The organism is Kocuria sp. HSID16901 (assembly GCF_003989425.1).
GTDB lineage: Bacteria > Actinomycetota > Actinomycetes > Actinomycetales > Micrococcaceae > Rothia > Rothia massiliensis.
On record NZ_RBLM01000003.1, the window covers coordinates 84214 to 107830 of the forward strand.

Sequence of the window (23617 nt, forward strand, 5' to 3'; positions counted from 1 at the left end):
TGCGCCTTGGGAAGGGTTAGTGCGCGAGATAGTCCGCCGCAGCCTCCCCCGCGATGCGCCCCGAATTGAAGGCGAAGGCGAGGGTCAAGCCGTCGATTTGTGGGTAGGTTCCGCCGTAGAAGCCGGTGGCTTCATTGCCTCCCGCGAAGAGTCCAGGTACGGGAACGCTGTGCGCATCCAGAACACGCGTGCGCTCGTCGATGCGGATGCCACCCAAGGTTCCACGAACCGTGTTCACCACCTTGACTGCATAGAACGGTCCCTCGGACACCCCGTGCTGGAGTACCTGTTCGGGGGAGAAAAACTCCTCGTCGCGGCCGGTTTCCACCGCATGGTTGTACCGATCCACGGTGGCCGCAAACTCCTGGGCCTGGAAGCCGACGGCGCCGGCCAATTCCTCGACGGAAGTCCCCATGTAGGCAGATCCGCAGTCCACGGCCTCGCCGAGGGCTTCCACGAGTTGCGGTTGCGCGGGGGTGCCTTCGGTCCCGGGAGGTAGAGGAGCACCGTGATCCTCAGCGGGAGATAGGTGGGGGAGGCCGTCCGTAGCGAGCCTTTCGACGGTTGCGGAGTCCAGGATCATCCAGAACTGCCCGCCTTGCTGCTGCACGGCGGAACCTCGGTGGCCAAAACGGTAGGTCACGGCCTCATCCACGAACCGTTTGCCCGCTCGGTTGACCCACAAAAGCGGCAGGTTGGCCAGAACGGCGAGCGATCGGGACGAGAATCGACCCGGAACCGTGAAGGCGGGAATATCCAGGGCGACGTCGTCGTCCGCCACTCCACCGGCGGCCACCGCAATCTTGCCGCCCGTTCCCACGGCCTTGCGTTCGCCGGTGAAATGCACCTCGGAGGCCGGGATGGAACCGAGAACTCGCTGCACGAGATCGTGATCCCCCACAAAGCCGCCCGTTCCGACGACGACGGCGCGCGTTGAGATGTCCACCAGGATCGGGTCTTGGTTCTCGTCCGAGGCGATGTCCTTTTCGGCCTCCTTGCTGAGGGCCGTCCTCGTGGACAAAGGGGCGCCGGCGTCGGTTTTCTCGGCGCGAATACCCAGGATTTCGCCTTCCTGGCCCGTGACGAGGTCGGTTGCGGCGGTCTCGGTCAGTAATACCCCGCCCATTTCCGCGAAGGAAGCGAGCATCTTCTTGAAGCCGCCGAATTTGGAAACGTAGCGGTGGTACGTGCGGGCTTCCCGGTGGGCCGTGAGGATGCCGGTTTGGGCTGTCACCAGGCCGTGGTGCGCGCCGTCATGCTCGGCCAGGGTGGTTTTCAGGCCGTGCGAGGCCAGCCACGACACGGTATCGCCGGAGCGCCCCACGATCTCCCGGACCAGCTTTTCGTTGCAGCGGTGGCGGTTGTACTCCGTGATGGCGTGGAAGGCATCGCGCGCGGAGAAGGTCTCTCCGGCGTCGCGTTGGGCTTCGGACTCGTAGGCGGCGAATCCTGTGGCACCGAACATCGCGGCGCCTCCCGGGCGATTGCCCTTCTCCAGGAGTACGACCCTCACGCCTCGCTCCGCGGCGGCGAGGGCGGCGGCAATCCCCGTGCCGCCTGCTCCAAGGACAACGAGGTCTGCCTCGTGCTGCTCGGCATCGTCGCGCGGCTCGAACGTGAGTTCGGTAGTCACTGATCCTCCATCAATTTAGGTTTACCTCACAGGGTAAAGGGAAAATCGGCGCTCCAACAGGCGCGCGGGAGTCCGTGAAGCCATCGGGTCACGCGGAGACCACATCCGTCACGTTCTTGCAGTGCCCGTCTTCTTCGTGAATGTGGGAATAGGATTGCCAAGCAAAAGGTTTACATGTAAAGTAAAAAACGAACGTACAGCACGAAAGGATTCATCTCATGACCTCATTCAACGAACTCACCCCCGGTACCTGGAACTTCGACCCCACTCACTCCGAGGTGGAATTCACGGTTCGTCACGCTGGCATCTCGAAGGTCCGCGGTAACTTCACCGACGTTTCGGCGGAGCTGACCGTGGCAGAGCCCGCCGAGAACTCCTCGGTCAAGGCCACGGTCCAGATGGACTCGATCGATACCCGCAACGCGGACCGCGACGGCCACGTCAAGGGCGGCGAATTCTTCGACGTCGAGAACTACCCGACGATGACTTTCACCTCGACCTCCATCGAAGCCGACGGGGAAGATTTCACCCTCAACGGTGATCTCACGATCAAGGGTGAGACCCGCCCCGTCTCCTTCAAGGGTGAATTCGGCGGCGTCGCCGTGGATCCGTTCGGTGCCACGCGCGCCGGCTTCTCGGCCACCACCACGATTTCCCGCAAGGACTTCGGCATCACCTGGAACGCCGCACTGGAGACCGGCGGCGTGCTCGTTTCGGATAAGGTCAGCATCTCCCTGGACGTGGCGTTCACCGCTCCCCAGGCCTGATCTGCGCCCCTCCCTCGGACACTAACCCTCCCCACCGTCTCCACGGTGGGGAGGGTTTTTGCGTGTGGGGTGGCGACGTCGCGGGGTGCGCTACGGTCGGAGGAGGAAACCCAGCGGCAAGGGAAGAGGCTCATGACGACGCTCAAGGAATGGTCCGCGGCTCACCGGGCGTGGGTCGACGAATTCGTGCTCACGTTGCGCTTGGCCGGTGCCGGGCCCGCGCAGATCGCCGACCTCCTCGCGGATGCTCACGAAAAGAGCGACGAACGGGGGCAAGGCCCCGAGCCGACTTTTGGGGACCCCGTGGGCTACGCGGCGAGCCTGGGATATCGGGTGCCGCGTCGGGATTCCAGCGCGATGCTGCGCGTCGCCCTGCCCGTGGTGGTGCAGGTTCTTCTGCTGATGATCGGAAGCTATGCCGTGCGGGACTGGATTCTCGGTCACGACGTCGTCATTAACCTCGCCACGCTGATCTGCTGGGTGGTCATGGCGGCCATCGTTTTTGTCGTGACGGCAACCTCTGCGTGGGGGAGTACGGCGATCTATCGTGTGGGGGTCTTCGCCGCCGTCTTTGGGGTGGCGATCATCGCCGGGGCCGCGGGAGTGGTGCTTTCGAGGAGGGAAGACCTCCCCGTGGTGTTCACAGGGACGCCGGTGCTTCTAGCCGTCGTCTCGCTGGCCGGGGTGCTGGGGATCGCGGTGTTTTCGACGGTCAAGCTCGTCAGGGCGTCCACTCCGCGGCGGGCCTGGGCATTGCTGTTCTGGCTGGTACCGGGGTTCATGGCCTTCGACGCCGGATATACGGCGTTGGTCGGCTAAGCGGCGCCTACCCCGGTGCCGCTATGACGTGAGCTTCTGAACCACGAAATACACGGCCGGGATCAGCACCAGAAGAGCCAAGGCCCAACGGCGGATTTTGGTTTCGGCCTTCGCCGCGCGAATATCCGGGCGATCTTCGCGTTTTTCGGTTGGGTCCGATTGCCCCTCAGGAACGTGAGGGGCGCCGAGAGGCCGGTTTTCGCCGGCAGGGCCAGGCGTGTTCTGGCCGGTGTCCTCCGGCGCCGAACCGTCCCCGCGCCGTTGCTCAGGGGATGTATCCGAAGGTTCGTCAGGCACCTAGCGCCACCTGGTCGTCATAATTAGGCCGATCATCATCAGGCCGATGCCCACCGCGATGTTCCAGAAGCTCAGGTCCGGAATCGGCAGGGTCTGGTCGGAGATGTAGAAGGTCATGATCCATAGCAGCCCAATGATCATGAATCCCAACATGATGGCGATGTACCAGGTCGGCGTGGGGGAGGCCTGGCGGAGGTTTGAGCTCATCTCGTCGGCAATGCGCTGGAGGCGTTCTTCCTCGGCGGTCTGGCGCTTCTTCTTTTCCTTGGCGCTCTCGGGGCGCTCGGCGGACGACTCGTCGGCGACCAGTGCCGTGGTGCGGTCCGTTTGACCGACGGCGTCACCTTCCGCGGCGTCCTTGGCGCGGCGTGAACCGAATCGGCGACCGCGCGATTTCTTCGTCGAAGACTCCTCGGTGACGAGGTCCTTTTCGCCGGTATTCTTCTTCTCGGCCATATGCTCCTCCTGAAACTTCCGCGGGACGTGCTCGGCGGTATCCCCTACACGCTAGAATCTTGTGCCGGGCGGCCCCTATCGTTTTGGCCGCATACCCGATTGTTGAGTCTAACTAATCCGTCTGGCACATGCCCCCACAGGGTGTGGATTCACAGTGTGAAATCAGCGAAGCCAGAGGCGCAGTTTCCGCTGCATCCACTGGGAGGTCAATGTGGGCTCTTCTCGAGAACGGCGTCGTGAGCTGAAAGGCCGACGACGGCCGCGCGGTCCCCTGGGGTGGGTCCTGCAGATCCTGGGTGAATTGCTCATCACCGCAGGTCTCGTCGTCGTGCTCTTCGTGGTGTGGCAGTTGTGGTGGACCAACATCGCGGCGGGTCAGGCCCAGGCCGACGCCGTGAACGACATGAAGAGATCCTTCCAGAGCGCCACTCCGCAACCTGCGCCGTCAAACGGTGAACCTCCGGTGGCGCAGGCCCCGGACCACGGCGGTGCCATCGGCATCGTCTATATCCCGCGTTTCGGTGCGGATTATGAGCGGCCCGTGATGCAGGGAACGGGGACTGATGTTCTCGACACTCTCGGTTTGGGCCACTACACGCACAGTGCCATGCCGGGCGCCGTCGGGAATTTCGCCGTCGCCGGGCACCGCCAAACCAACGGCAAGGTTCTCGATCAGATCGACAAACTCGTCACCGGGGACAAGATCTATGTGCAAACCGCGGACGGCTATTACACCTATACATTCCGGAATAACGAGATCGTGATGCCCAGTAATACCGGAGTTATCGCGCCGGTGCCGGGGCGCCCGGGGGAGCAACCGAAGGACAGAATCATGACGCTCACTAGCTGCAACCCAAGGTTCGGCTCCCAGGAACGCATCATCGCCTACGCCGTCATGGATGGCTGGCAACCCAATTCGGCCGGGCCGCCTGCCGAAATCGCCGGCGCCGTGGGAAAGGGCTGAACGCATCATGTACGGATGGATTTTTCGCCATTTGCCGGGGCCCCTGTGGCTGCGGATCGTCTTCGCGATAGTCTTAATTGCCGCGGCCGTATGGGTGCTCATGGAATATGTGTTTCCGGTGGTCGCGCAGTACAGTCCGTTGAGCCCCGACGTGACCGTGGATGAATAGGAGCTTTGCATGACCATCAAGATCCTCGTGGTGGATAACTACGACAGCTTCGTTTTTACCCTCGTCGGTTACGTCCAGCAGTTTGGCGCGGAAACCACCGTGATCCGCAACGATGCGCTGACCACTGAGGAAGCGATTCGTTTGGCCGAGGAGCACGACGGCGTCCTCCTCTCCCCGGGCCCGGGTGCTCCTGCGGATGCCGGGGTGTGCATCGACTTAATTCATTGGGCGACCGAGCACGGTAAGTCATTGTTCGGTGTCTGCTTGGGGCATCAGGCCATTGCCGAGGCCTTTGGCGGTACCATCTCGCATTCACCGGAACTCATGCACGGTAAGACGTCGGTGCTTACGCATAATTCGACGTCGGTTTTTTCGGGCGTGCGCTCTCCGTTTACGGCCACGCGGTATCACTCCCTGGCGATCGCCGAAGGAACGCTACCGGAGGAGCTCGAGACCACCGCGACCACCGAGTCGGGGATCATCATGGGCATCCGCCATCGCACCGCGCCGATTCACGGGGTCCAGTTCCACCCCGAATCCGTGCTGACGGAGGATGGGTACCTGATGGTCGGCAATTGGCTCGAGTCTTTGGGACTCTCAGGCGCCGTACGGAAGGCGCGGGAACTGTCGCCGTTGATTGGGTCGTAAAGCCGATGCGACGGTTGGTCGAAAACGCGACGATGCATGGCTGGAAAGGTCATGCCAGAACCCATCCCCATTGATGATGAAGCAACGATGGACCGCACTGATCGCGACCGTTGCGGCATGGCTCGCTGTGCTGGTTGCGGTGTTTCTGTCCATATTCTTGGAACGGGCGATGTGGATCTTGGTGGCATTCACCGCAATCACGGCACTTTCCGTCACACTCTTCTGGGCTCGGAGAATGCGTCGTCGCTAGCCCGACAGGACAGTCCACAAGCAGTCAATTATATTGATAATTTATCTAAATACTATTGATTCTGCTTTAGAAGGTCCTCGACCATCCAGGTGAACGATGTGCCACTGTACGCATCTGTGTATGTCAATTTTCCCTTGGTGTCTGGGAGGTCGAGCAGCATTCCTCCGACGGCTTTTTCGTTACTATGCAGCGAGTTTGGTAAGACTTGGGCACCTTGGCGAAAGCAGTTGTAAGTTATGGGGGTCATGATTTCGTTGGCCCGGGTTCCGTTCCCGCCCACGAACGTCCAAGACGATTGATTGACGCCATTTCCAAAATTTTTCGAATCGGCTATGTATGAATCTTTTGACTGTCCCAGATCTCCGACTTCTTCTTCAATATTTAGATTAACTAGATTCCCATTTTCTGGTTTCGGTGCACCTTCGTAGTCGGCGTTAGGGCACTGTGTTACGGGTTCTGCGGAATTCACCTTGAATCGGTAGACCATTGCATCGTCAGAGTCCTTCACGACCGCCTCCTGCCCTGACTTGAGGGTCTCTTGATTCTTGGAGGCCTGAGATGTCTCGGATCCGGCCGTGGAGGCAGGGGGGACCGAGAGGGGGTCAGAGGCTTTGTCTCCTGATGTGGAACAGGCGGAAAGCGCGAGAATCGAGCATGGAATGATGAGCAGGGCTAGTTTTTGAAACTTTGTATTTTTTGAGGTGATCTTATGCACGAATCGAACTATATAGGAGCGAACGGGATTTGTCGTGTAGTCGAACACTCGATGGGTTGAGCGGCTTATTTTGTGGAACTCGACGACTTGTTGCTTGAGTCCGTGATTTGTTCGCGGGAAGTATTGAGCGGGATTCATGCATTCTGCATGACCGAGTTTTCATGAAGGTGCTCTGCGGCCTAGGCGCTACGATTTGATGCAGTTTTGTAAGAAAATTGATCTATCCCTAAATTAGATCATGGAGATGGTCGGCTGTGATGGTTATAGGTGCGCCGAGCGTAGGACCAAGGGTATTTTTGGTTCATTTGAGGGCATTGTGAGTCGGATTTTGGGAGCTGGAACTCCAGAAAATGTTTGGAGCCGCACTCCGATCCAACCACCAACTTGATGGGCGAGGGCCTGGCATTCAGGGCAAGTAACTGCAGTGGTTATCGACAAAGGAACCACTCCTACGTATTTAATGCCCGCAGGAACCGCCGCAGCACCCACCAGAGGGGGTTCCCGACGTCGAGGAGTCTCCTTCGGGAAGGCCGTCGCCGACGTCGCCATCCATGAGATTGCGCCGACTTCCGATATCGGGGCCTCCACGAGGCTTCTCCTGGACACCTGCCAATACGGCGGCGAACCCTGCCGGCGCGGGTTGATCCGCGGGTGCCCCTGCCTGGCCGGGAAGCGAGCGGCCTCCGGGGCCACACGCGGACGCCGCGGCGGAGAACCTCGGGTCCTTGCGTTTTGGCTCACGAGCGGTGGCGAAACGCTGCATCTGCTCGGCGGTCGGGTACATCCACGAGACCACGATCTGTGGGCCGAGGAGCGTGATCGGCAGGACCATGTCGCCGGAGGCGGCGATCATGTCCGCCACGTGCTCGCACTGCTCGAAAGCCCACTCGTCCTCACCGCGCACGTACACGGTGATCGGGTAGCCCTGCTCCGCCAGCGACGCCGCGGCGTCGAGAAAGGCTTCCCGTTCGACGTCGTCCGGGCCACCAGCGGGGATGAAAACCTCAACTTCGGTTAGATCCGACATGCTTCCCTCCACCTAGAATCTTCCGACCATCGTGCCCTGGCGACCGCCAACGCGCCAAGCGTGTTCGCGGCACGCCGAGCGTTATGACCGGTTAGGAGCGCGAACGGTTGCGGCTGGCGGCGCGCATGGCCTCGTGATCGATCCAGAACTCACGCGTGGTGACCTCGTCGTCGCCCTTCCACGCCTCGAGACCGCGAATTTCCGGTAGGTCCGAAGCATGGAAGATCGGTTCGCGACGCTCCCGGCGCTGCGCCTCGTAGTGCTTGAGGACCTTGTTGGCGACCCCGGCGAGAAGGAACACGGCAATGAGGTTCAGCAACGCCATGATCGCCATGAACACGTCCGCCAACGACCACACGAGGTCGAGGGCCACCACGGCCCCGCCGAAGACGCACAGCAGGACCACCACGCGGTAGGCCTGAAGAATCCACTTCTTGCTGGTCAAGAACTCGATATTTGATTCGCCGTAGTAGTAGTTGCCGATCACGGACGAGAACGCGAAGAGGAAAATCGCGACGGTCAAGAAGTGCACCGCCCAACCGCCGAGCTGTGCGGCCAGAGCGGACTGCGTCAGGGAAGCACCCGCGGCTTGGTCACCGAAGGTCGGGTTAGAGAGCAGAACAATGAAGGCGGTGATCGAGCAGACCACGAGGGTATCGAAGTACACGCCGAGCGACTGAACGAAGCCCTGCTTGGCGGGGTGCGAAACTGCGGCGGTGGCACCCGCATTGGGTGCCGAACCCATGCCTGCCTCGTTCGAGAACAAGCCACGACGCACGCCCTGAATGATCACGCCCATCAGACCACCGGAAACAAATTCCTTGATACCGAAGGCTCCCTGGATGATCTTGACGAACATTTCCGGAACCAAATTCAGGTTCATGACGACGACGATCAGGCCGAGTCCCACATACATCACGGCCATCACAGGTACGAGCACCTGGGTCACCGAAGAGATCGAACGGATTCCGCCAAAGATGATGAGAGCGGTAATAACCGCTAGCACGACGCCGATGATGACCTTCAGCCCGGACCCCTCGGCCAGGTCGGGGGCGAAGGACTTGGTCGACTGCGAGATGGCGTCGACGATCGAATTGGACTGCACCGTGTTGAACACGAATCCGTAGGTCAGGCAGATGATGACGGCGAACGCGACGCCCATCCATCGAGCCCGGAGTCCGCGTTCCATGTAGTACGCCGGGCCGCCAACATACGACTCCTTGCCGGGATGCTTGTACAGCTGCGCCAGCAACGACTCGACGAACGCACTCGCGGCACCCAGGGATGCGATAACCCACATCCAGAACACGGCACCCGGTCCGCCAATGCTGATGGCCAGCGCGACGCCGGCGATATTGGCCGTACCGACGCGGGATGCGGCGGAAATGGTGAAGGCTCGGAACGAGGAAATCTGGTTTCTGCCCGATGAATCCTTGCCGCTGGGCTCGCCCAGCACCCGGAACATCTCGGAAATCGACCGGAACTGCACGCCGCGGGTGCGGATCGTGAGGTACAGGCCAATGCCAATCAGGACAACGAACATGCCCTGCCAGATGAAGTCGCCGACATGAGTCACGATGTTGGTGAGTGCATCCATGAGTATCACTTTCGAGTGCGAGCGGGCCCCGAGCGAAAACAGCCCGCGGCCGTGACAGCATATCCGGCCTGAGAAATTACCGAAACTCGACGTAGTCAGGAGGTTGCGCCGGACACAGTTGAGCGCGACGGTGAACCCGCAAAGCCACTAACCGACGAGGAAGCGCCCCATCACGAAGTAGCGCCCGGCGTCGAGGAGCAGCAACACGCAGATGACGGCGATGGCCACAGGAATCGCTGTACGGATCCACGGACGGGCTGCCGACCATGCTCTTCCGATCCACTTGGATGCCCGATGATGCTGATTGAAGAGCACGGCGACGCACATGACGAAAAGCGGACCCTGCGAGATGACTGCCCAGGCCAGGAATGCCGGGAGAACAGCCCATGCGGGTTGGTGAGAGGAGAGACCGATGGTGACGACGAACGGCAGATCGGCCGTGACGATCGCGACGAACCCGAGCGCCACCGAAAGCAGGCCGGCTAGGCTCCTGTCTTGCTGTTCTTTCTCCTCGGGAGGATCGTTACGGTGAATCCAACGGTAGCCGGCGAAACACAACCCCACGATGGCCACGAGAATTTCGATGCCGGCGGCCCAACCACCTGCCCGTAGCAGTGAATGCCACGGAATATCGGCCAAATGCTCGCCGAGTAGGCGCGAGAGAGCGAACCCCCAGGCGGCGGTCCCAAGAATCAGCACCGCGCCAAAGAGCAATACGTCGCGTCGCGCCTTTCGTGCAGCGGATTGTCCGGAGTTACCCCGGGCCGCAATGTAGACGGCGGCGATCAAGGCCGGAACCGGGTCAAATCCGCCGATTCCGAGCCCCGAGGCGACCCCGAAAAACTGCAGCTCGTTCACTCGACCGACGCCGAATCTGGGCCAGAAACTTTCCGCGGCGCGGACTTAAGACGAGGGGTTGAACCCGGCCGGACAAACGGGAAAGCCAAGACGCCACGGATCGGTGCACCCGTGAGCATCATGATCAAGCGATCAATGCCGATGCCCATGCCGCCCGTGGGAGGCAACCCCGTTTCCAAGGCGTCCAGGAAGTCCTCGTCGATCTGCATGGCCTCGAGATCACCGGCCGCGGCCTTGAGAGACTGCTCGGTCAGGCGGCGTCGTTGTTCGAGGGCGTCGGCCATCTCGGAGTAGGCGGTGCCCATCTCGGTCCCGTTGATCACCAGGTCCCAGCGTTCGGCCAAGCCTGGTTCGCTGCGGTGTGGACCGGCCAGCGGTGAGGTCTCTACGGGGAAGTCCTTGTAGAACGTGGGTCGAGAGGTCTTCGCCTCAACGAGTTCACCGTAGAGTTCTTCGATCACGGCTCCGGGGCCCATGTCGTCGCGTACGTGGATTTCGTGCTGGCGGGCCAGCCCCAGAAGTTCTTCGAAGTTCGTTTCCAGGTCGATGCGTTGGCCGACAGCCTCCGAGAGCGCGTCGCACACGCTGACCACGGGCCAGGGGCCTGAAACATCCGTCAGTACGGCCTCCTGGCGCGGATCCTTGGGATCCTCACCGAGACGCAGCGGCAGCACTTCTTCGCCAAAGACCTCGCGCGCGGCATTCTTGAGGAGGCGTTCTGTCAGCTCCCGCATGACGTTGTAATCCGCGTACGGTTGATACGCCTCCAAGACCGTGAACTCCGGGTTGTGCGTCGCGTCCGCGCCTTCATTGCGGAAGTCGCGACCCAACTCGTACACCGGGCCCATGTCGCCGACGACGAGCCGCTTCAGGTACAGCTCTGGGGCGATGCGCAGGGTGAGGTCCACGCCGTAAGCGTTGATGAACGTTTTGAATGGACGGGCACTCGCGCCGCCGTGCACCGTGTTGAGCATCGGCGTCTCGACCTCGAGAAAGTTATGAGCGTCCAGGGTTCGCCGGATTGAGCGAATCGTGGCCGAGCGGATGCGAAGCCTGTGGGATTCGGCCGGGTTCACAATCAGGTCCATCGAACGACGTCGGAGCCTGGCCTCGGGGTCGGTGAAGGAATCGAAGGGGATCGGGTGCAGGCACTTTGAAAGCATCTCCCACGACTCCACGATCAACGACGGCGTCCCGTTGCGCGAGGCCCCGATGCGTCCGCGGAACAACACGTGATCGCCGGTGTCGATCCAGCGAACGGCCCGTCGGGTTTCGGGGCCGCAGACGGCGTCGTCGAGCACCGCCTGGATCACCGTTCCATGCTCGTAGAGGTCGATGAAGCTGACCTTGCCGTGACGCCGGATCGAGCGAACCCGCCCCGTCACCGAAAGAGCTGAAGGCCCTGGTTCGGCGCGGTGCGACCCAGAGGCCTGGGCGCCTTCCTGAGAAGATCCAGCCACGAGAGCGCCCTGATCCGTTCGAGACCGTGCCTCTTCGGCTTCCGGGGAATTCAAGAGCGCTGAGAAGGACACCACGCTCATGCCTTCGCCCGTCCCCTTGGGGTAGGGCTCGATCCCGGCCTCGCGCATCTGCTCGAGGTGGGCGATGCGATGCCTCGTCTGATCCGACCACTGCGGGGCGAGATCCTCGGGGGCGATGCGGCGTCGTTCGGACTCACGCAGGCGGGCCAGCTCATTGCGGCCGAGAGTACCGGTGCGGCTCGGCTTATGGGTGAGCCACGCCGGAAGGAACCCTTCCGCCACACCACACGCGAGCCCGACCGGGGCAAGGGAAACGTAGGACTCGACACAGATAAACCGCGGAACCCATGACGGGCTGAATTTCTGATTGAACTTGTAGAGGCGCTCGAGCTGCAGGAACCGGTCCAAAACCCCTAAAACGGAGGAACCGAATTTGGTCAACGGGTTGGCGCCGAGCTCCTCCGAGCGCGCGAAGGTTTCTCGGAACATCGCGAAGTTCAGGGACACGCGGGTGATGCCCAGGCCTTCGGCCTCTTCCATCATCTTCACGATCATGAACTCGGTGGTTCCATTGGGCGCACCGGGAGCGCGCCTCATGACGTCGAGGGATAAGCCGTTGCTACCCCACGGCACGAAGCTCAACAGCCCGATGGGCTCGCCGTCGGACGAGTACGCCACCAGGGTTACCGTGCGGTAATCGGCTGGGTCTCCCGTGCGGTTCAGGGCCATGGAGAACCCGCGTTCGACCTTGCCGTGACGCCATGTATCGCTCAGCTCGGCCATGTGCCCGAGTTGTTCCTCGGAGAGGTCGCCCTGACGGCGCACCTTGACCGTGACACCCTCGCGTTCCAGGCGCTGGGTGCTATGGCGAATCTCGGTCATCGACGTGTTGTTGAGGGAGAAACGGTCCGGGTAGAGGATCGCCTCGTCACCCATCCCCACCACGGTCATTCCCGCTTGGGCATATGCGCGGGCACCTTCGCGGCTCGCACTGATGACGGCGGGAATCCAGCCATATTCCCTGGCCTCGGACTTCCACTCCTGAATGGCACTGGCCCAAGAGGCATGCTCGCCGATGGGATCTCCCGAAGCCAGCGAGACCGAACCAAATACCCGATAGGTCACGGCGGCGCGACCGTCCGGGGAGAAAACCGTGGACTTTTCCCGGCGCGTGCCGAAATAGGAGAGGGAATCCTGGTGGCCGTAGTCGCGGAGCAACGCCCGGAGCTGGAGTTCGCGCTCGCCGGTCCACGAGTGCACCGGTCGGGCGGAACGCAGGAAAACCCAAATGGCGACGATCGCGGTGAGGCCGTAGACCGTCGAAATGATTTGAATGCACCACAGGGGAATGCCGTGGAGGTGGCCCAAGACCCCTGGTGTGGTGAAGCCGAGCGCCCGGATCATGACGGCGCCGATGTCGTGAAGGGAATCCAAAGGCAAGAAGACGAGCGCTAACAAGGCGGCGAGGGCGACGCCGGCGAGTAAGACGAGCAACGCAGCACCGTAGGAGGCCTTGAGAACCCGTGCGGGGAACTCCCGACGTGCTCGGAACATTAAGACCAACAGGACGATACCCACGGCGGCGCCGATGAAGTCCCAAGCGGGGTGTTCCAGGGGCACCTCGGCCCAGAGATCGTCCCAGTTCTCCACGTAAGGGAACGAGATCGCCGTCAGGACACCCAGAAGAACTCCGAAGAACTGGAAGACCATCGCGGCCCACAGCCCGGCCCGTTTACGGCGGAGGAGCGCCCAAAAAACGACCGCCGTGATGACCAACGTCATCAAGCTCCGCTCGACCGGAATGTTGAGGAGTCCGAAAAGGAATTCGGGCCAGCCGATCATGGACCGATGGAGGGGTCGGGTCACGAGGAGGGCAACGTTCATGAACGTCGCCACGGCATAGAGCCAGATCATCAGCTGCGCGGTACGGCGTCCTCGGGGACTCTTTCCGTTCGCAATAGACCGGGCTGGCGTGCGTTTGGTGCTCATCGAGTCATTTCCTCGTGATTAGGACGTGGGGGCGAAAAAAGGGCTGGTGCTACCCAACCACGAAAGGCTTTTCACCATACCGGGCTGCCACACGTCTTGACGATGGCCTCCCGCGGCGACCGAGTCGACGGTCAAGGACGTGGGCCCGGCAACGTGGTCGCGGAACTTCGTCAACGACGGCCAAGAGAGCGGGTCATCCTGGCTGGAATAGTAATTGAGGTTGACGGAGGGTTTGGTCGTGGCCGCGATCTGCTGCAGGTCGTACCGGGGATCGTCGGACTCGTTCCATTGCTGGCCCTTGGTGTATTCCGGCTCGAAATAGCCCGATTGGACGAGCCCCGAACCGAAAAGATCAGGGTGTTTCACACTGAACATGGCCGAGCAGTACCCTCCGGCGCTGTACCCCGTGGCGGCCCAAGCGCGAGGATCGTCGCCGACGCGAAGGTTTTGTTTGACCCAGGGGATGAGGTCCTTCGTGATGTAGGTTTCCACGCGCGGGGTCTCATGATGCGGTTGTTCTCGGGTGCCGTCCACGCATTCGGTGTCGTAGGTGCCGGGCAGGACGGCGGGGACCACGAAGATCGAATCACGCAGTTTTCCCTCGTCAACCGCCTGTTCAATCATGTGTCCGTAGTCGAGGGAGTGGGAATAGGTCTGAGGCGACCCCGGGAACCCCGTGAACCCCATGATCACGGGGTACATCTTGTCTTTGTCATGCAGATAAGACTTGGGAAGCCACACCATCACGTCATAGGTTTGGCCACTGGTCTCGCCGGCTACGGGAACCGTGAAGTATTGGCCGTGCGCTGCGGTGTCCTGAATCTTGTTCTGGAACGCTGGATTCTTCTGAGGATCGCGCTGCTCGTCCGTGACACTTCCCGAGAGTGCGAGAGCCTTGGTCACGCCATGAGCGGGGGCGCCGTATTTTTCCGTCGGGAGTGCCATCGCCGATCCGCCAGCGAGGTCATCCCACGAGGTGTACCAGCTATTCTGCCGATTCAAGTAGGCCGCCACGGAGACCAGAATCAATACCGACACGAGCAGCATGACCACGGCTTGAACCACGGAACTGATCAGACGGCGCGTCGGAAGTCGCGGAAGGAACACCACGGCGAGCAAGAACACCAGTGCCGTGAATACCCACAGCGCAATGAGGAATCCCCACTCGGTGAGTTCAAATATCTGCATGTTCCTCCTCTGCGCCGCTCAATGGCGATGCGGCGCCGTCTGTCGATTCTACGGTCTCAGGCCTCAACGTTGACCTGCTAGGCGGACTTTTCCGCAGGAAAGGACTGCCCATGATGAGAGGTATGTACCCGGCGGTACCGATAATTCCGGACCGAGAGTAGGGCGCCTCCGAGTACCGCAGCCAGTGCAGATCCGGTGAGAATGGCGACCTTGGCCTTGTCGCCAAACGGGGAACCCGCCGCGAAACTCAGTTCGGAAATCAAGAGTGAGACGGTGAATCCGATGCCCGCCAGAACCGACAGCCCGATGAGGTCCCACCACGCGATCGTTGGGTCGAGGCTAGGGCCACGGAACCGCGTGACGAGCCACGTCGCGCCGGTGATCCCGAGGCACTTGCCCAGGAGGAGCCCGACGACGATGCCGATCCCCACCGGGCTTCCCAACGCCTTGGTCAACCCATCAAAACCGCCGACGGTGACTCCCGCCGAAAAGAACGCGAAGACGGGAACGCAGACGCTCGCAGAGAGGGGACGCAAGCGATGCTCGAGGATCTCGGAGAGGCCGTGATCGCTGGCGGCGGGCGTGCGTGGGCCCTTCTGTACCGGAACGCAAAATCCGAGGAGCACTCCGGCGATCGTCGCGTGGATGCCCGATCCGAGGAATAAAGCCCAGGTGAGGACGCCGAGCGGCAGCAAGATCAACCAGGCAGCCACGGAGGACGAGTGAAAGAGCTTCTCCCAGCGTCGGGCCGCCAGCGCGTAGAGGGCCAGCGGCACAACGGCCAAGGCCAGAAGGCCGAGGTTCAACCCTTCGGAATAGAACAGGGCGATGATCGTGATCGCGATGAGGTCGTCCACCACAGCCAGCGTCAGGAGAAAGGTGCGCACGGCGGCTGGCAAACTCCGGCCCACGACGGCGAGAACTGCCACAGCGAAGGCGATATCGGTAGCCGTGGGGATCGCCCAGCCACCCATCGTCTCGCCGCCGGAAGCCGCATTGACGAGGGCAAAGATGATGGCCGGAAGCGCGACGCCTCCGACCGCCGCGGCGACGGGGACGACGGCTGTTCGAGGGTCGCGGAGGTCCCCCACGGTAAATTCCTTCTTCAGCTCCAGGCCGATGAGGAAGAAGAAGACGGCCAGCAATCCGTCAGAGGCCCAATGGCCCACGCTTAAGTCGAGGTTGAGCGACCCGAGATGAATCCCGAGATGTTGGTCGCGGACGGCAAAGTACCAGGACGAAGCTTCGGAATTGGCGACGACGAGGGCCGCGACCGTCGCGACCAGAAGAATGATTCCACCCATGGATTCCGAGCGCAGGGCGGTGCCGAGACGTTGAATGGGGGTGAGTGCACGGTGTGACATGGGGTCTCCTGTGGATCGGGGACCGACGGGCCGAGACGGCACACATCGGCGTTGCAGAAGCGCATCCTGCGCTTGCCGACCAGACTTCCCGGCACACCAGAGCGCCCCATGTTACGTGCTTTCGTAGAACACGTCCATGTCGCGGATCACCGGGCGATCCATGCCGCCAAACCGTTGAATGCCCAAGTGAGAGCGCGGGCGTGCCATCGGGTGAAGCATGACGTAAGGCATAATAGCCGTGTCATGCTGGCCGAGGGCCGGCGCAGTATCGTCCAGCGGGAAGGGTTCGGTGTAGCACGTGCCCAAGAGTCAGCCCGAGCCCCAGTGGCTCTCACCCGAAGAACGGGAAGCGTGGTTGTGCCTTTCGGCCATCATGTTTCAGCTACCCGGACAACTCGAGAATCAACTCCAGCGCGATGCCGACCTCGGGTTCGTCGAGTACATGGTTTTAGCAATGCTTTCGGAAGCACCGGATCGTCAGCTGACGATGACCGAGCTCTCGACGCAAACGAATACCCGGCTGGCACGGCTCTCCCGCGTGGTCAAGCGGCTGGAGGAAAACGGCCTCGTGGAGCGAACCACCTCCGAGCTCGACCGGCGCGTCAGCATCTGTCACCTGCGTCAGCCAGGCATTGACACCGTCGTCGCCGCCGCCCCGGGGCACGTGGCACAGGTTCGTGCGGCCGTTTTTAATCGACTCACTAAACGTCAGGTCACGCAGCTGGCAGGCATCGGCGAGGCCTTGTTGGGAGGCCGTCCGTCGGCCATCGTTGCGGCACAGCTCGCCAAGGGCGCTCAACCCAGGGCCTGACGGCCTTCGCTTATGAGCCCTGAAGGGTTTGTCCCGTCGCCGTGAAATAGATGTGGGCATCGTGAGAGACGAAGATCGACTCTCCGTAGAGGAAACTATCTCCGTCACTCGTCAGGGCCGTAATGGACAGGGACAAGCGGGGCCTCTGGTCCGTGATTCCCAGGAGACGCGCATCGTCGCGGGACGGCACAACCTGCGCCACGCTGAGATTCTGTTTCGCGATGGTCACCCCATGACGTTTTTCGAGGTAACCATAGAGGGACTGCTCGCTGAAATCCTCGTCCTCGATTCCGGGAAACTGTCCGATCAGAAACCACGTTCGTGAAAGCTGGTGCACGCTCCCGTCAACGTAGCGACGTCGGCTCATGTGAAGCACCTCGGAGTGGGGTTCAACCCCTAGCGCGCGGGCCACGGCGAAATTCGCGCGCACCGGCCTCAACTCCAAGACATCGGAATGGACGTGATGCCCGAATCCGGTGAGCTGCCCAAAAAACCCGGTGAACGTGCTGTCGAAGTGTTCACCCTGCTCAACGCGGTGATCGACGGGTTCAGGCTCGGGACGATTGACCTTGGTGCCGTGCCCTCGATGCCGGGTGACGAGGCCATCGCGGGCCACCTCGTCGATCGCGCGACGCATCGTGATGCGTGAGACGCCGTATTCGCGGCACATCTGCGTCTCAGTAGGTAATAATGCGCCGTCGTCCAGGCGGTCGATCCGTGCCCTGAGCAGACGTTCGACGACGCGATACTTGGGCGGTGTCGACTCAGACATTCAGCCTCCTGGGATCGGTACCCCTACGCTCTCAGGGCGGGGATCTGCCGTACCAGTATGGAACACGCAGGCCTCTCGGTGCATGTGGACGTGGCATAGTGTGGTCGAAGAAGTCCAATGGAGGGACCACCATGGAATCTGAAAACGCGACTGCCATCGAATTTGTCGATGTCAGCAAGCGATATGACGCCGTCACGGCCGTCGAGAATCTCAATCTCGAGATCCCGGACGGGCTCATTACCGTCTTCGTGGGGCCCTCGGGCTGCGGCAAAACCACCTCCCTCCGCATGATCAACCGGATGGTCGAACCGAGCGAGGGGCGCATCCTGATTCAGGGGCGGGACCACAGGGAAGAGCCAGCCTTTCAGCTGCGTCGATCTATGGGATACGTGATGCAGCAGTCCGGCCTGATGCCGCACCGTACGGTCGCGGACAATATCGCCACGGTGCCTCGCCTCAACGGCGTCTCGGCCCGCACCTCGCGCCACAATGCGCTCGAACTCATGGACACCGTTGGCCTGGACCGGGGGCTCAGCAAGCGGTATCCGGCACAACTTTCCGGCGGTCAGGCCCAACGGGTGGGAGTGGCCCGAGCGCTCGCGGCGGATTCCCCGATCCTGTTGATGGACGAGCCCTTCTCTGCCGTGGACCCGGTGGTTCGCGCCGATCTGCAACGCGAATTGGTTCGATTGCACGAAACCCTCAAGCGGACCATCGTCTTCGTGACCCACGATATCGACGAGGCCGTGACCTTGGGGCACCGCGTCGCGGTCTTCGGGACCGGGGGCAAGATCGAACAATTCGGCAGCCCGGAGGAGATCCTCCGGCAGCCCGCCAATGACTTCGTCGCCTCCTTTGTCGGCCACGACCGCGGAACCCGCCGCCTGACCTTCGCCGCATCCGATGACCTCCCGATCCATCCGCTGGATTCTCCTGATCGCCCCTGGGGCGAATGGGAATTGGTTCTCGACGACGCGGGTCACCCGAGAGGATGGCGGATCGCCGACCGGCACGTCCCCGGCGGAAGCCTCTTCACGCGAGGTCAGAGCCTCCGGGAGGCCCTCGACTCTGTGTTGTCCTCGCCGTCCGGCTGGGGCGTGGCTGTGGACGACGACGGCGTCGCTCTTGGGGTGCTCTCCTCGGACGACGTCATGGACGCCACGACTCGCGAACGCCTGAGCCGTTACGGGGTCGGTTCGTGACGTGGCTCTTCCATAACCTCTCCTACGTGGGCGAATTGACGTGGCTGCACCTGCTGCAGTCCGTTGTGCCCGTGATCATCGGGACGATCATTTCGATTCCGATCGCCAAATTCTCCGCCGTGCGGAGGGCGCGCGGTTCGAAGGGGTCGGGAGGACTCGGCTCACGGGCCGGCAAGGTGCGGCGCGGCGTCGTCGTGAACCTGGCCTCCCTGCTGTACACGATTCCCTCATTGGCCCTCTTTGTGCTGTTGCCGTTGATATTGGGCACCGCGATCACGTCCTTGACGAACGTGATGATCGCGTTGAGTCTCTATGTGGTGGCGATGATGGTCCGAACCTGCGTGGACGCCTTCGAGTCCGTGGACGTGGCCGTTCTCGACGCCGCGACGTCGATGGGTTACCGCCCCGCTCGTCGGTTTTGGGCCGTCGAGTTGCCGCTCTCTATTCCCGTAATGGCCGCCGGGCTGCGGGTCGCTCTCGTCTCGAATATTTCGATGGTTTCCGTGGGCGCGGTGATTGGCATCCAGTCACTGGGCACGCTCTTCACCGATGGTTTGCGGCGTGACTTCACGACCGAAATTGTGGTCGGGATTGTGCTGATCGCGTTGATGGCGATCATCCTGGACCGCTTGGTGGCCTGGTCTGCCGCGGCCGCAACGCGTTGGCAGGTGAAGGTATGAACGTCGTCCAAGAAACGTGGAACTGGTTCGGCACCCCGGGGTCCTGGACGGGAGCGACCGGCATCTGGGCCCGGGTGGGCGAGCACCTGGCGTATTCGGGCTTGGTATTGGGCATCGCCGCCGTTATCTCGATTCCTCTTGGCCTCTGGCTGGGGCATACGCGGCGAGGTGGCAACCTGGTGATCGGTGTGGCCGGGGCGCTGAGGTCCCTGCCCACTCTGGGGCTGCTCACGCTTTTTGCGTTATGGATCGGCATCGGTCTGACCGCGCCCGTCTTGGCTCTGGTGATTCTGGCCGTGGCGCCCATGCTCGCGAACGCCTATACGGCCGTCGCCGCGGTGGACCCCAGCGTGGTCGACGCCGCCCGGGCCCAAGGCCTGAAGGAATGGCAGATTCTCACCCAAGTGGAAATCCCCAACGCCGTGCCCGTGTTGTTTAGCGGCATTCGAAACGCGGCCCTGCAAGTGGTGGCCACGGTAACGGTCATGGCCTACATCGACCTGGGTGGTCTGGGGCGATTCTTGATCGACGGCCTGGCGGTGCGAGATTACTCGCGAATGGTCGCTTCGATGCTTCTCGCGGCGGTGCTTGCACTGGTTATCGACGGTGTTCTGGCCTTCATCCAGCGCTTGTTGACCTCCCCGGGCTTGGTGAAAGAGGAATCATGAGGCATTCACACGCGACCACCTCACGACGTCGGGCCTTGGGGCTCGCGGCCGCTGCATCCGTTCTGACGATGACGGGCTGTGGGCTGTCCGGCGAAAACGCGTTGGGACCCGCGAAGGGCCGGGGAACCATTGTGGTGGGCTCCGCCGATTTCGTGGAATCCCAAATCATCGCCGAAATCTACGCGGCCGCCCTCAATAACGCCGGGCACAAGGCCGAGACCGACCCGGCCATCGGCGCGCGGGAAGCCTACATCGGTGCCATCCAGCAGGGCAGCGTGAGTCTCGTCCCGGACTATTCAGGCAACCTGTTGCAGTACTTCGACGCCAAGTCCACGGCCAGCACAGCCGAGGACATCATGGCCGGGCTCAAATCCGTGGTGCCTCAGGGCTTGGAGGTCATGGAGGCGTCGCCCGCCGAGGATAAGGACGCGCTGGTGGTCACCCAGTCCACTGCCAAGAAATATGGGCTCTCCTCCCTCACGGACCTAGGTTCGGTCTGCTCGAACATCACCCTGGCGGGGCCCCCGGAATTCCAAGAACGCGCATATGGCCTACCGGGTTTGAAGGATAAGTACGGCTGCGTTCCCCAGAAGTTTTCGCCCATTAACGACGCCGGCGGCCCCCTGACCGTCAAAGCTCTCCTCGATGACCAGGTGCAGGTGGCAGACATCTTCACCACCACTCCGGCGATCGAAAAGAACCATCTGGTGGTGCTCGACGATCCCAAGAACAACTTCATCGCGCAACAGGTCATTCCACTGATCCGCAGCGATCAGGTACCCGAAGCGGCGCGAGAGGTCATCAACAAGGTTTCTCGGACATTGACGACCCAAGACCTGATCCACCTGAATGACCGGGTGAGTGGGGACGAGAAAGTCTCCACCGTTCAGGCCGCTCAGGACTGGACCTCGGGTAAGGGGATGTAAGGTCGGAGGCGATCCTCCCGGTTCACGAGCCAAAACTTTATCCGTAAAGTGATGTGATGATGAGTTACTCCAACACCTCTTCCCTGTCAGCCCCGCTGGGTTTGCTCCTCCTCCGCGTCGGACTCGGCGTCGTATTCCTGATGCACGGTTTGCAGAAAATCAATGAGTGGACGATCGACGGCACGGCATCGAATTTTCAGCAGATGGGAATTCCTTCACCCGAGATTGCCGCGACCATGGCGGCATACGCCGAATTGGCCGGCGGGATTGCGCTGATCGTGGGCCTGCTTTCTCGCATCGCGGGTCTAGTCCTCGCCGTGGACATGTTCGGTGCCATTTATTTTGCGCACGGTTCTCACGGTTTCTTTTCCTCCGGAGGCGGCTACGAATTCCCGCTCGTGCTCGCGCTGGCGAGCCTCGCAGTCTTCCTGTTGGGGCCTGGACGTTTCGCGATTGCCGGTGGCCTGGAAAACCGACGAGGATGGGGAATCTTCGCCTGACCTGCGGCGTCGTCCGCTGAGTCGCTTCTCGTGCGACTAATATTCGGAGCATGCTTCTGACCCTGATCCGTATGGCCACCGCGATCCTGATCGTGTTTGTGATCGTTTCCCTGGCTAACGATTGGCGCCTGACCCGGCCCATCGCGAATCTGTGGCGTCGTCATAGTGGATACGTGCGGTGGTATATCGCCAGCGCTCCGGCCACATATATCTACATGTTCATCTTGATCATCACCACGTGGGTACTCCTGGGGATGCCGGAATTCGCCCGGGATGATTTTCTCAAGGGTCAGTCCACGAACCTTCAGCATTTGACCACCAACCCGATTCGCGCGTTAGTGCGTAGCGCCTTCTTCGTGTCGAGCGCCGAGTTGCTCACGTGGGTAGCGCTCTTCGGACTGCTGTTGGCCCCGGCCGAACGGTGGCTGGGTACAGCTCGCACCATCGCGGTTTTCGCGGTGGGGCATGTTGTGTCTACGGCGGGTGCCGCCCTCGATGTGTGGATTCACATCCGCTACTTCCATTTTTCGGAACGACTGTGGAATGTCGAAGACACCGGCGCGAGCTACGGATTCATGTCGCTCGCGGCCCTGTTGTTCTACCGCCTGCGCGGGTGGACGCGGTGGGTCCTCGGCGCCGCACTGGCCGTGGTGCTGGTATATGGGGCGATTGAGGGGACCGGATTCACGGCTCGGGGGCATGCCATCGCGGTCCTCCTGGGGCTGGCGTTGTATCCGATGTCGCGTGTGCCCGACGTCGTGGCCCGGCTCGGTACCGGTCGAAGCATCGTCGATCTGTGGAAGCGCCGGACGGCGGACGGCTCCGCCGACACCCGGGCAGAGTTTGCCGCGGCCTCACGAGCCCGCCGTGCGCGGTCGGGACGCCGCCAAGCCGACACTTAAAAGTCAGAGATCTGAATTTTCCCCATCGACATCAGATGTTCGTAGGCGTGGGGGCGTGACATGAGTTCCCCCAGGTTTTCGGGAACGACTTGCCAGCTCAGCCCAAACTGATCCTTGCACCAACCGCACGCGACGGCGTCGGGGTGGGCGCTCAAGGTATCCCACAGGCGGTCGATTTCTTGCTGGTCGGGAGCTTCCACCATCAGCGAGAATCCCTCGGTGAAGGTGAAGTCCTGGTCCACACCCGAATCCATTGCGGTGAACCACGTGCCAGTCTCCGCGTCGCCGAGGCGGAAATCCGAGAACATGACGGAGCCTTGTTTCGCCGGACCGGTGGGCTCGGGGTATTCAGCGCGGTTGCCCATGACCGACCCCGGAAAGAGCTGGAGGTATTCGGCGGTGGCTTCGGCCGCGCGATTTTGGGCGGGGCCACAAAACATCAGGGCCGGCATGAGGAACGGTCGCGGTTCGCCCTCGGGGTTGGTCAGGATCAATTGCCAGCTCACGCCGTATTGGTCCTCAACCCAGGCGTATTGCGGGGAGAAAGGATATTCTCCCAGAGGCATGAGTTCGCGTCCGCCTTCGGACAAGACGGCGTGGACCTCCTGGAGGTAGTCCGCCGCGTCGTCGATGCGCGAAGGGTCGAAATTGATCATGAATCCCGCCGCGGGAGTGGGGCGGAATTCGTCACCGGCGTTGATGAGAGCGATCGGGAGGTCATGGATTCGCAGACTCACCGTGAGAGTCTTGCCGGCCATCGGCCGTTGAAAGTCGAGGAGTCCTTCGGTGGGGTAGGTCTGTCGGGACGTGATCTCGACGTCGCGAAAGGCCTTCGCGTAAAATTCGGCGGTTTCATCCGCGCGGCCGTTCGACCAGATATTGGGGGTGATGGTCATGACCAAGATCCTTACACTCGCCGACCGGCGGGAGCGCC

General features: G+C 61.8%; 25 protein-coding genes. 13 read left to right on the plus strand and 12 right to left on the minus strand.

Translation table 11 applies throughout. From position 1 onward, the window contains the following. Positions 1–16 precede the first annotated feature (16 nt). Entirely contained in the window at positions 17–1633 is a 1617-nt protein-coding gene (locus D8M21_RS05445) for an FAD-dependent oxidoreductase (protein ID WP_048682263.1), read from the minus strand. 218 nt (positions 1634–1851) lie between these two features. On the opposite strand from D8M21_RS05445, the gene D8M21_RS05450 reads away from it, so the two are divergent. Together D8M21_RS05450 and D8M21_RS05455 are read left to right on the plus strand one after the other, a co-directional pair. Beyond that, a complete protein-coding gene (locus tag D8M21_RS05450; protein ID WP_048682260.1) occupies positions 1852–2400 on the plus strand; it encodes a YceI family protein in 549 nt (182 codons plus the stop codon). A 132-nt stretch (positions 2401–2532) separates the two neighbouring features. Further along, entirely contained in the window at positions 2533–3219 is a 687-nt protein-coding gene (locus D8M21_RS05455) for a hypothetical protein (RefSeq protein ID WP_048682257.1), read from the plus strand. A gap of 21 nt (positions 3220–3240) precedes the next feature. Here the strand turns inward: D8M21_RS05455 and D8M21_RS05460 are convergent, their stop codons facing one another. Together D8M21_RS05460 and D8M21_RS05465 are read right to left on the minus strand one after the other, a co-directional pair. Beyond that, positions 3241–3516, minus strand: coding sequence for a hypothetical protein (locus tag D8M21_RS05460; RefSeq protein ID WP_048682254.1), 276 nt, complete (start codon positions 3514–3516; stop codon positions 3241–3243). Further along, a complete protein-coding gene (locus D8M21_RS05465) occupies positions 3517–3972 on the minus strand; it encodes a cell division protein CrgA (protein WP_082156828.1) in 456 nt (151 codons plus the stop codon). Between the two features lie 211 nt (positions 3973–4183). Here D8M21_RS05465 and D8M21_RS05470 point away from each other — a divergent pair, with 211 nt between their 5' ends. Genes D8M21_RS05470 through D8M21_RS11260 form a run of 4 tightly spaced genes read left to right on the plus strand, consistent with a single transcriptional unit; the run spans position 4184 to position 6062 of the window. Beyond that, positions 4184–4936, plus strand: a complete 753-nt coding sequence (locus D8M21_RS05470) for a class E sortase (protein WP_053090011.1) — start codon at positions 4184–4186, stop codon at positions 4934–4936. Between the two features lie 7 nt (positions 4937–4943). Continuing rightward, on the plus strand, positions 4944–5105 hold the full coding sequence (locus tag D8M21_RS11470) for a hypothetical protein (RefSeq protein WP_048682249.1): 162 nt from the start codon (positions 4944–4946) through the stop codon (positions 5103–5105). 9 nt (positions 5106–5114) lie between these two features. Next, positions 5115–5753: a glutamine amidotransferase-related protein gene (locus tag D8M21_RS05475; RefSeq protein ID WP_048682247.1), complete on the plus strand. Its 639-nt coding sequence runs from the start codon at positions 5115–5117 to the stop codon at positions 5751–5753. 51 nt (positions 5754–5804) lie between these two features. Next, positions 5805–6062: a hypothetical protein gene (locus D8M21_RS11260; protein ID WP_126855706.1), complete on the plus strand. Its 258-nt coding sequence runs from the start codon at positions 5805–5807 to the stop codon at positions 6060–6062. Here D8M21_RS11260 and D8M21_RS05485 read toward each other — a convergent pair. The 7 genes from D8M21_RS05485 to nhaA form a co-directional block, all read right to left on the minus strand. Beyond that, on the minus strand, positions 6056–6718 hold the full coding sequence (locus tag D8M21_RS05485; protein WP_126855707.1) for a hypothetical protein: 663 nt from the start codon (positions 6716–6718) through the stop codon (positions 6056–6058). The genes D8M21_RS11260 and D8M21_RS05485 overlap by 7 nt on opposite strands. A 457-nt stretch (positions 6719–7175) precedes the next feature. Then, positions 7176–7745, minus strand: a complete 570-nt coding sequence (locus D8M21_RS05490) for an arsenic metallochaperone ArsD family protein (RefSeq protein ID WP_048682240.1) — start codon at positions 7743–7745, stop codon at positions 7176–7178. Between the two features lie 91 nt (positions 7746–7836). Next, entirely contained in the window at positions 7837–9342 is a 1506-nt protein-coding gene (locus D8M21_RS05495; protein WP_048682236.1) for an alanine/glycine:cation symporter family protein, read from the minus strand. 147 nt (positions 9343–9489) lie between these two features. After that, complete coding sequence (locus tag D8M21_RS05500; RefSeq protein WP_048682233.1) at positions 9490–10200, minus strand: hypothetical protein; 711 nt, start codon at positions 10198–10200, stop codon at positions 9490–9492. Continuing rightward, positions 10197–13670 carry a bifunctional lysylphosphatidylglycerol synthetase/lysine--tRNA ligase LysX gene (gene lysX, locus D8M21_RS05505; RefSeq protein WP_065424300.1) on the minus strand — a complete coding sequence of 1158 codons (3474 nt, stop codon included), beginning with the start codon at positions 13668–13670 and terminating at the stop codon, positions 10197–10199. Before lysX ends, D8M21_RS05500 begins: the two co-directional genes overlap by 4 nt. A gap of 18 nt (positions 13671–13688) precedes the next feature. After that, positions 13689–14858: an alpha/beta hydrolase gene (locus D8M21_RS05510; RefSeq protein ID WP_048682231.1), complete on the minus strand. Its 1170-nt coding sequence runs from the start codon at positions 14856–14858 to the stop codon at positions 13689–13691. A gap of 77 nt (positions 14859–14935) precedes the next feature. Beyond that, on the minus strand, positions 14936–16222 hold the full coding sequence (gene nhaA / locus D8M21_RS05515) for a Na+/H+ antiporter NhaA (protein WP_048682228.1): 1287 nt from the start codon (positions 16220–16222) through the stop codon (positions 14936–14938). A gap of 298 nt (positions 16223–16520) precedes the next feature. Here nhaA and D8M21_RS05520 point away from each other — a divergent pair, with 298 nt between their 5' ends. After that, complete coding sequence (locus tag D8M21_RS05520; protein ID WP_048682222.1) at positions 16521–17033, plus strand: MarR family winged helix-turn-helix transcriptional regulator; 513 nt, start codon at positions 16521–16523, stop codon at positions 17031–17033. Positions 17034–17043: 10 nt separating this feature from the next. On the opposite strand, the gene D8M21_RS05525 is transcribed toward D8M21_RS05520, so the two are convergent. Then, positions 17044–17805, minus strand: coding sequence for a GntR family transcriptional regulator (locus D8M21_RS05525; protein WP_048682219.1), 762 nt, complete (start codon positions 17803–17805; stop codon positions 17044–17046). A 131-nt stretch (positions 17806–17936) separates the two neighbouring features. Between D8M21_RS05525 and D8M21_RS05530 the strand changes: the two genes are divergently transcribed. Genes D8M21_RS05530 through D8M21_RS05555 form a run of 6 tightly spaced genes read left to right on the plus strand, consistent with a single transcriptional unit; the run spans position 17937 to position 22683 of the window. Then, positions 17937–19007, plus strand: coding sequence for an ABC transporter ATP-binding protein (locus D8M21_RS05530; RefSeq protein ID WP_048682217.1), 1071 nt, complete (start codon positions 17937–17939; stop codon positions 19005–19007). After that, a complete protein-coding gene (locus tag D8M21_RS05535; RefSeq protein ID WP_048682213.1) occupies positions 19004–19687 on the plus strand; it encodes an ABC transporter permease in 684 nt (227 codons plus the stop codon). Before D8M21_RS05530 ends, D8M21_RS05535 begins: the two co-directional genes overlap by 4 nt. Next, positions 19684–20355, plus strand: coding sequence for an ABC transporter permease (locus D8M21_RS05540; RefSeq protein WP_048682210.1), 672 nt, complete (start codon positions 19684–19686; stop codon positions 20353–20355). Before D8M21_RS05535 ends, D8M21_RS05540 begins: the two co-directional genes overlap by 4 nt. After that, the gene (locus D8M21_RS05545; protein WP_048682208.1) at positions 20352–21281 is read left to right on the plus strand and encodes an ABC transporter substrate-binding protein; all 930 of its coding nucleotides are present in this window, start codon (positions 20352–20354) and stop codon (positions 21279–21281) included. Before D8M21_RS05540 ends, D8M21_RS05545 begins: the two co-directional genes overlap by 4 nt. Positions 21282–21337: 56 nt before the next feature. Continuing rightward, positions 21338–21781, plus strand: coding sequence for a DoxX family protein (locus tag D8M21_RS05550; RefSeq protein WP_238651079.1), 444 nt, complete (start codon positions 21338–21340; stop codon positions 21779–21781). A 50-nt stretch (positions 21782–21831) separates the two neighbouring features. Then, on the plus strand, positions 21832–22683 hold the full coding sequence (locus D8M21_RS05555) for a rhomboid-like protein (protein ID WP_048682205.1): 852 nt from the start codon (positions 21832–21834) through the stop codon (positions 22681–22683). Here the strand turns inward: D8M21_RS05555 and D8M21_RS05560 are convergent. After that, entirely contained in the window at positions 22680–23579 is a 900-nt protein-coding gene (locus tag D8M21_RS05560; protein WP_048682203.1) for a VOC family protein, read from the minus strand. The two genes, D8M21_RS05555 and D8M21_RS05560, sit on opposite strands and share 4 nt — an antisense overlap. Positions 23580–23617: the final 38 nt, after the last annotated feature.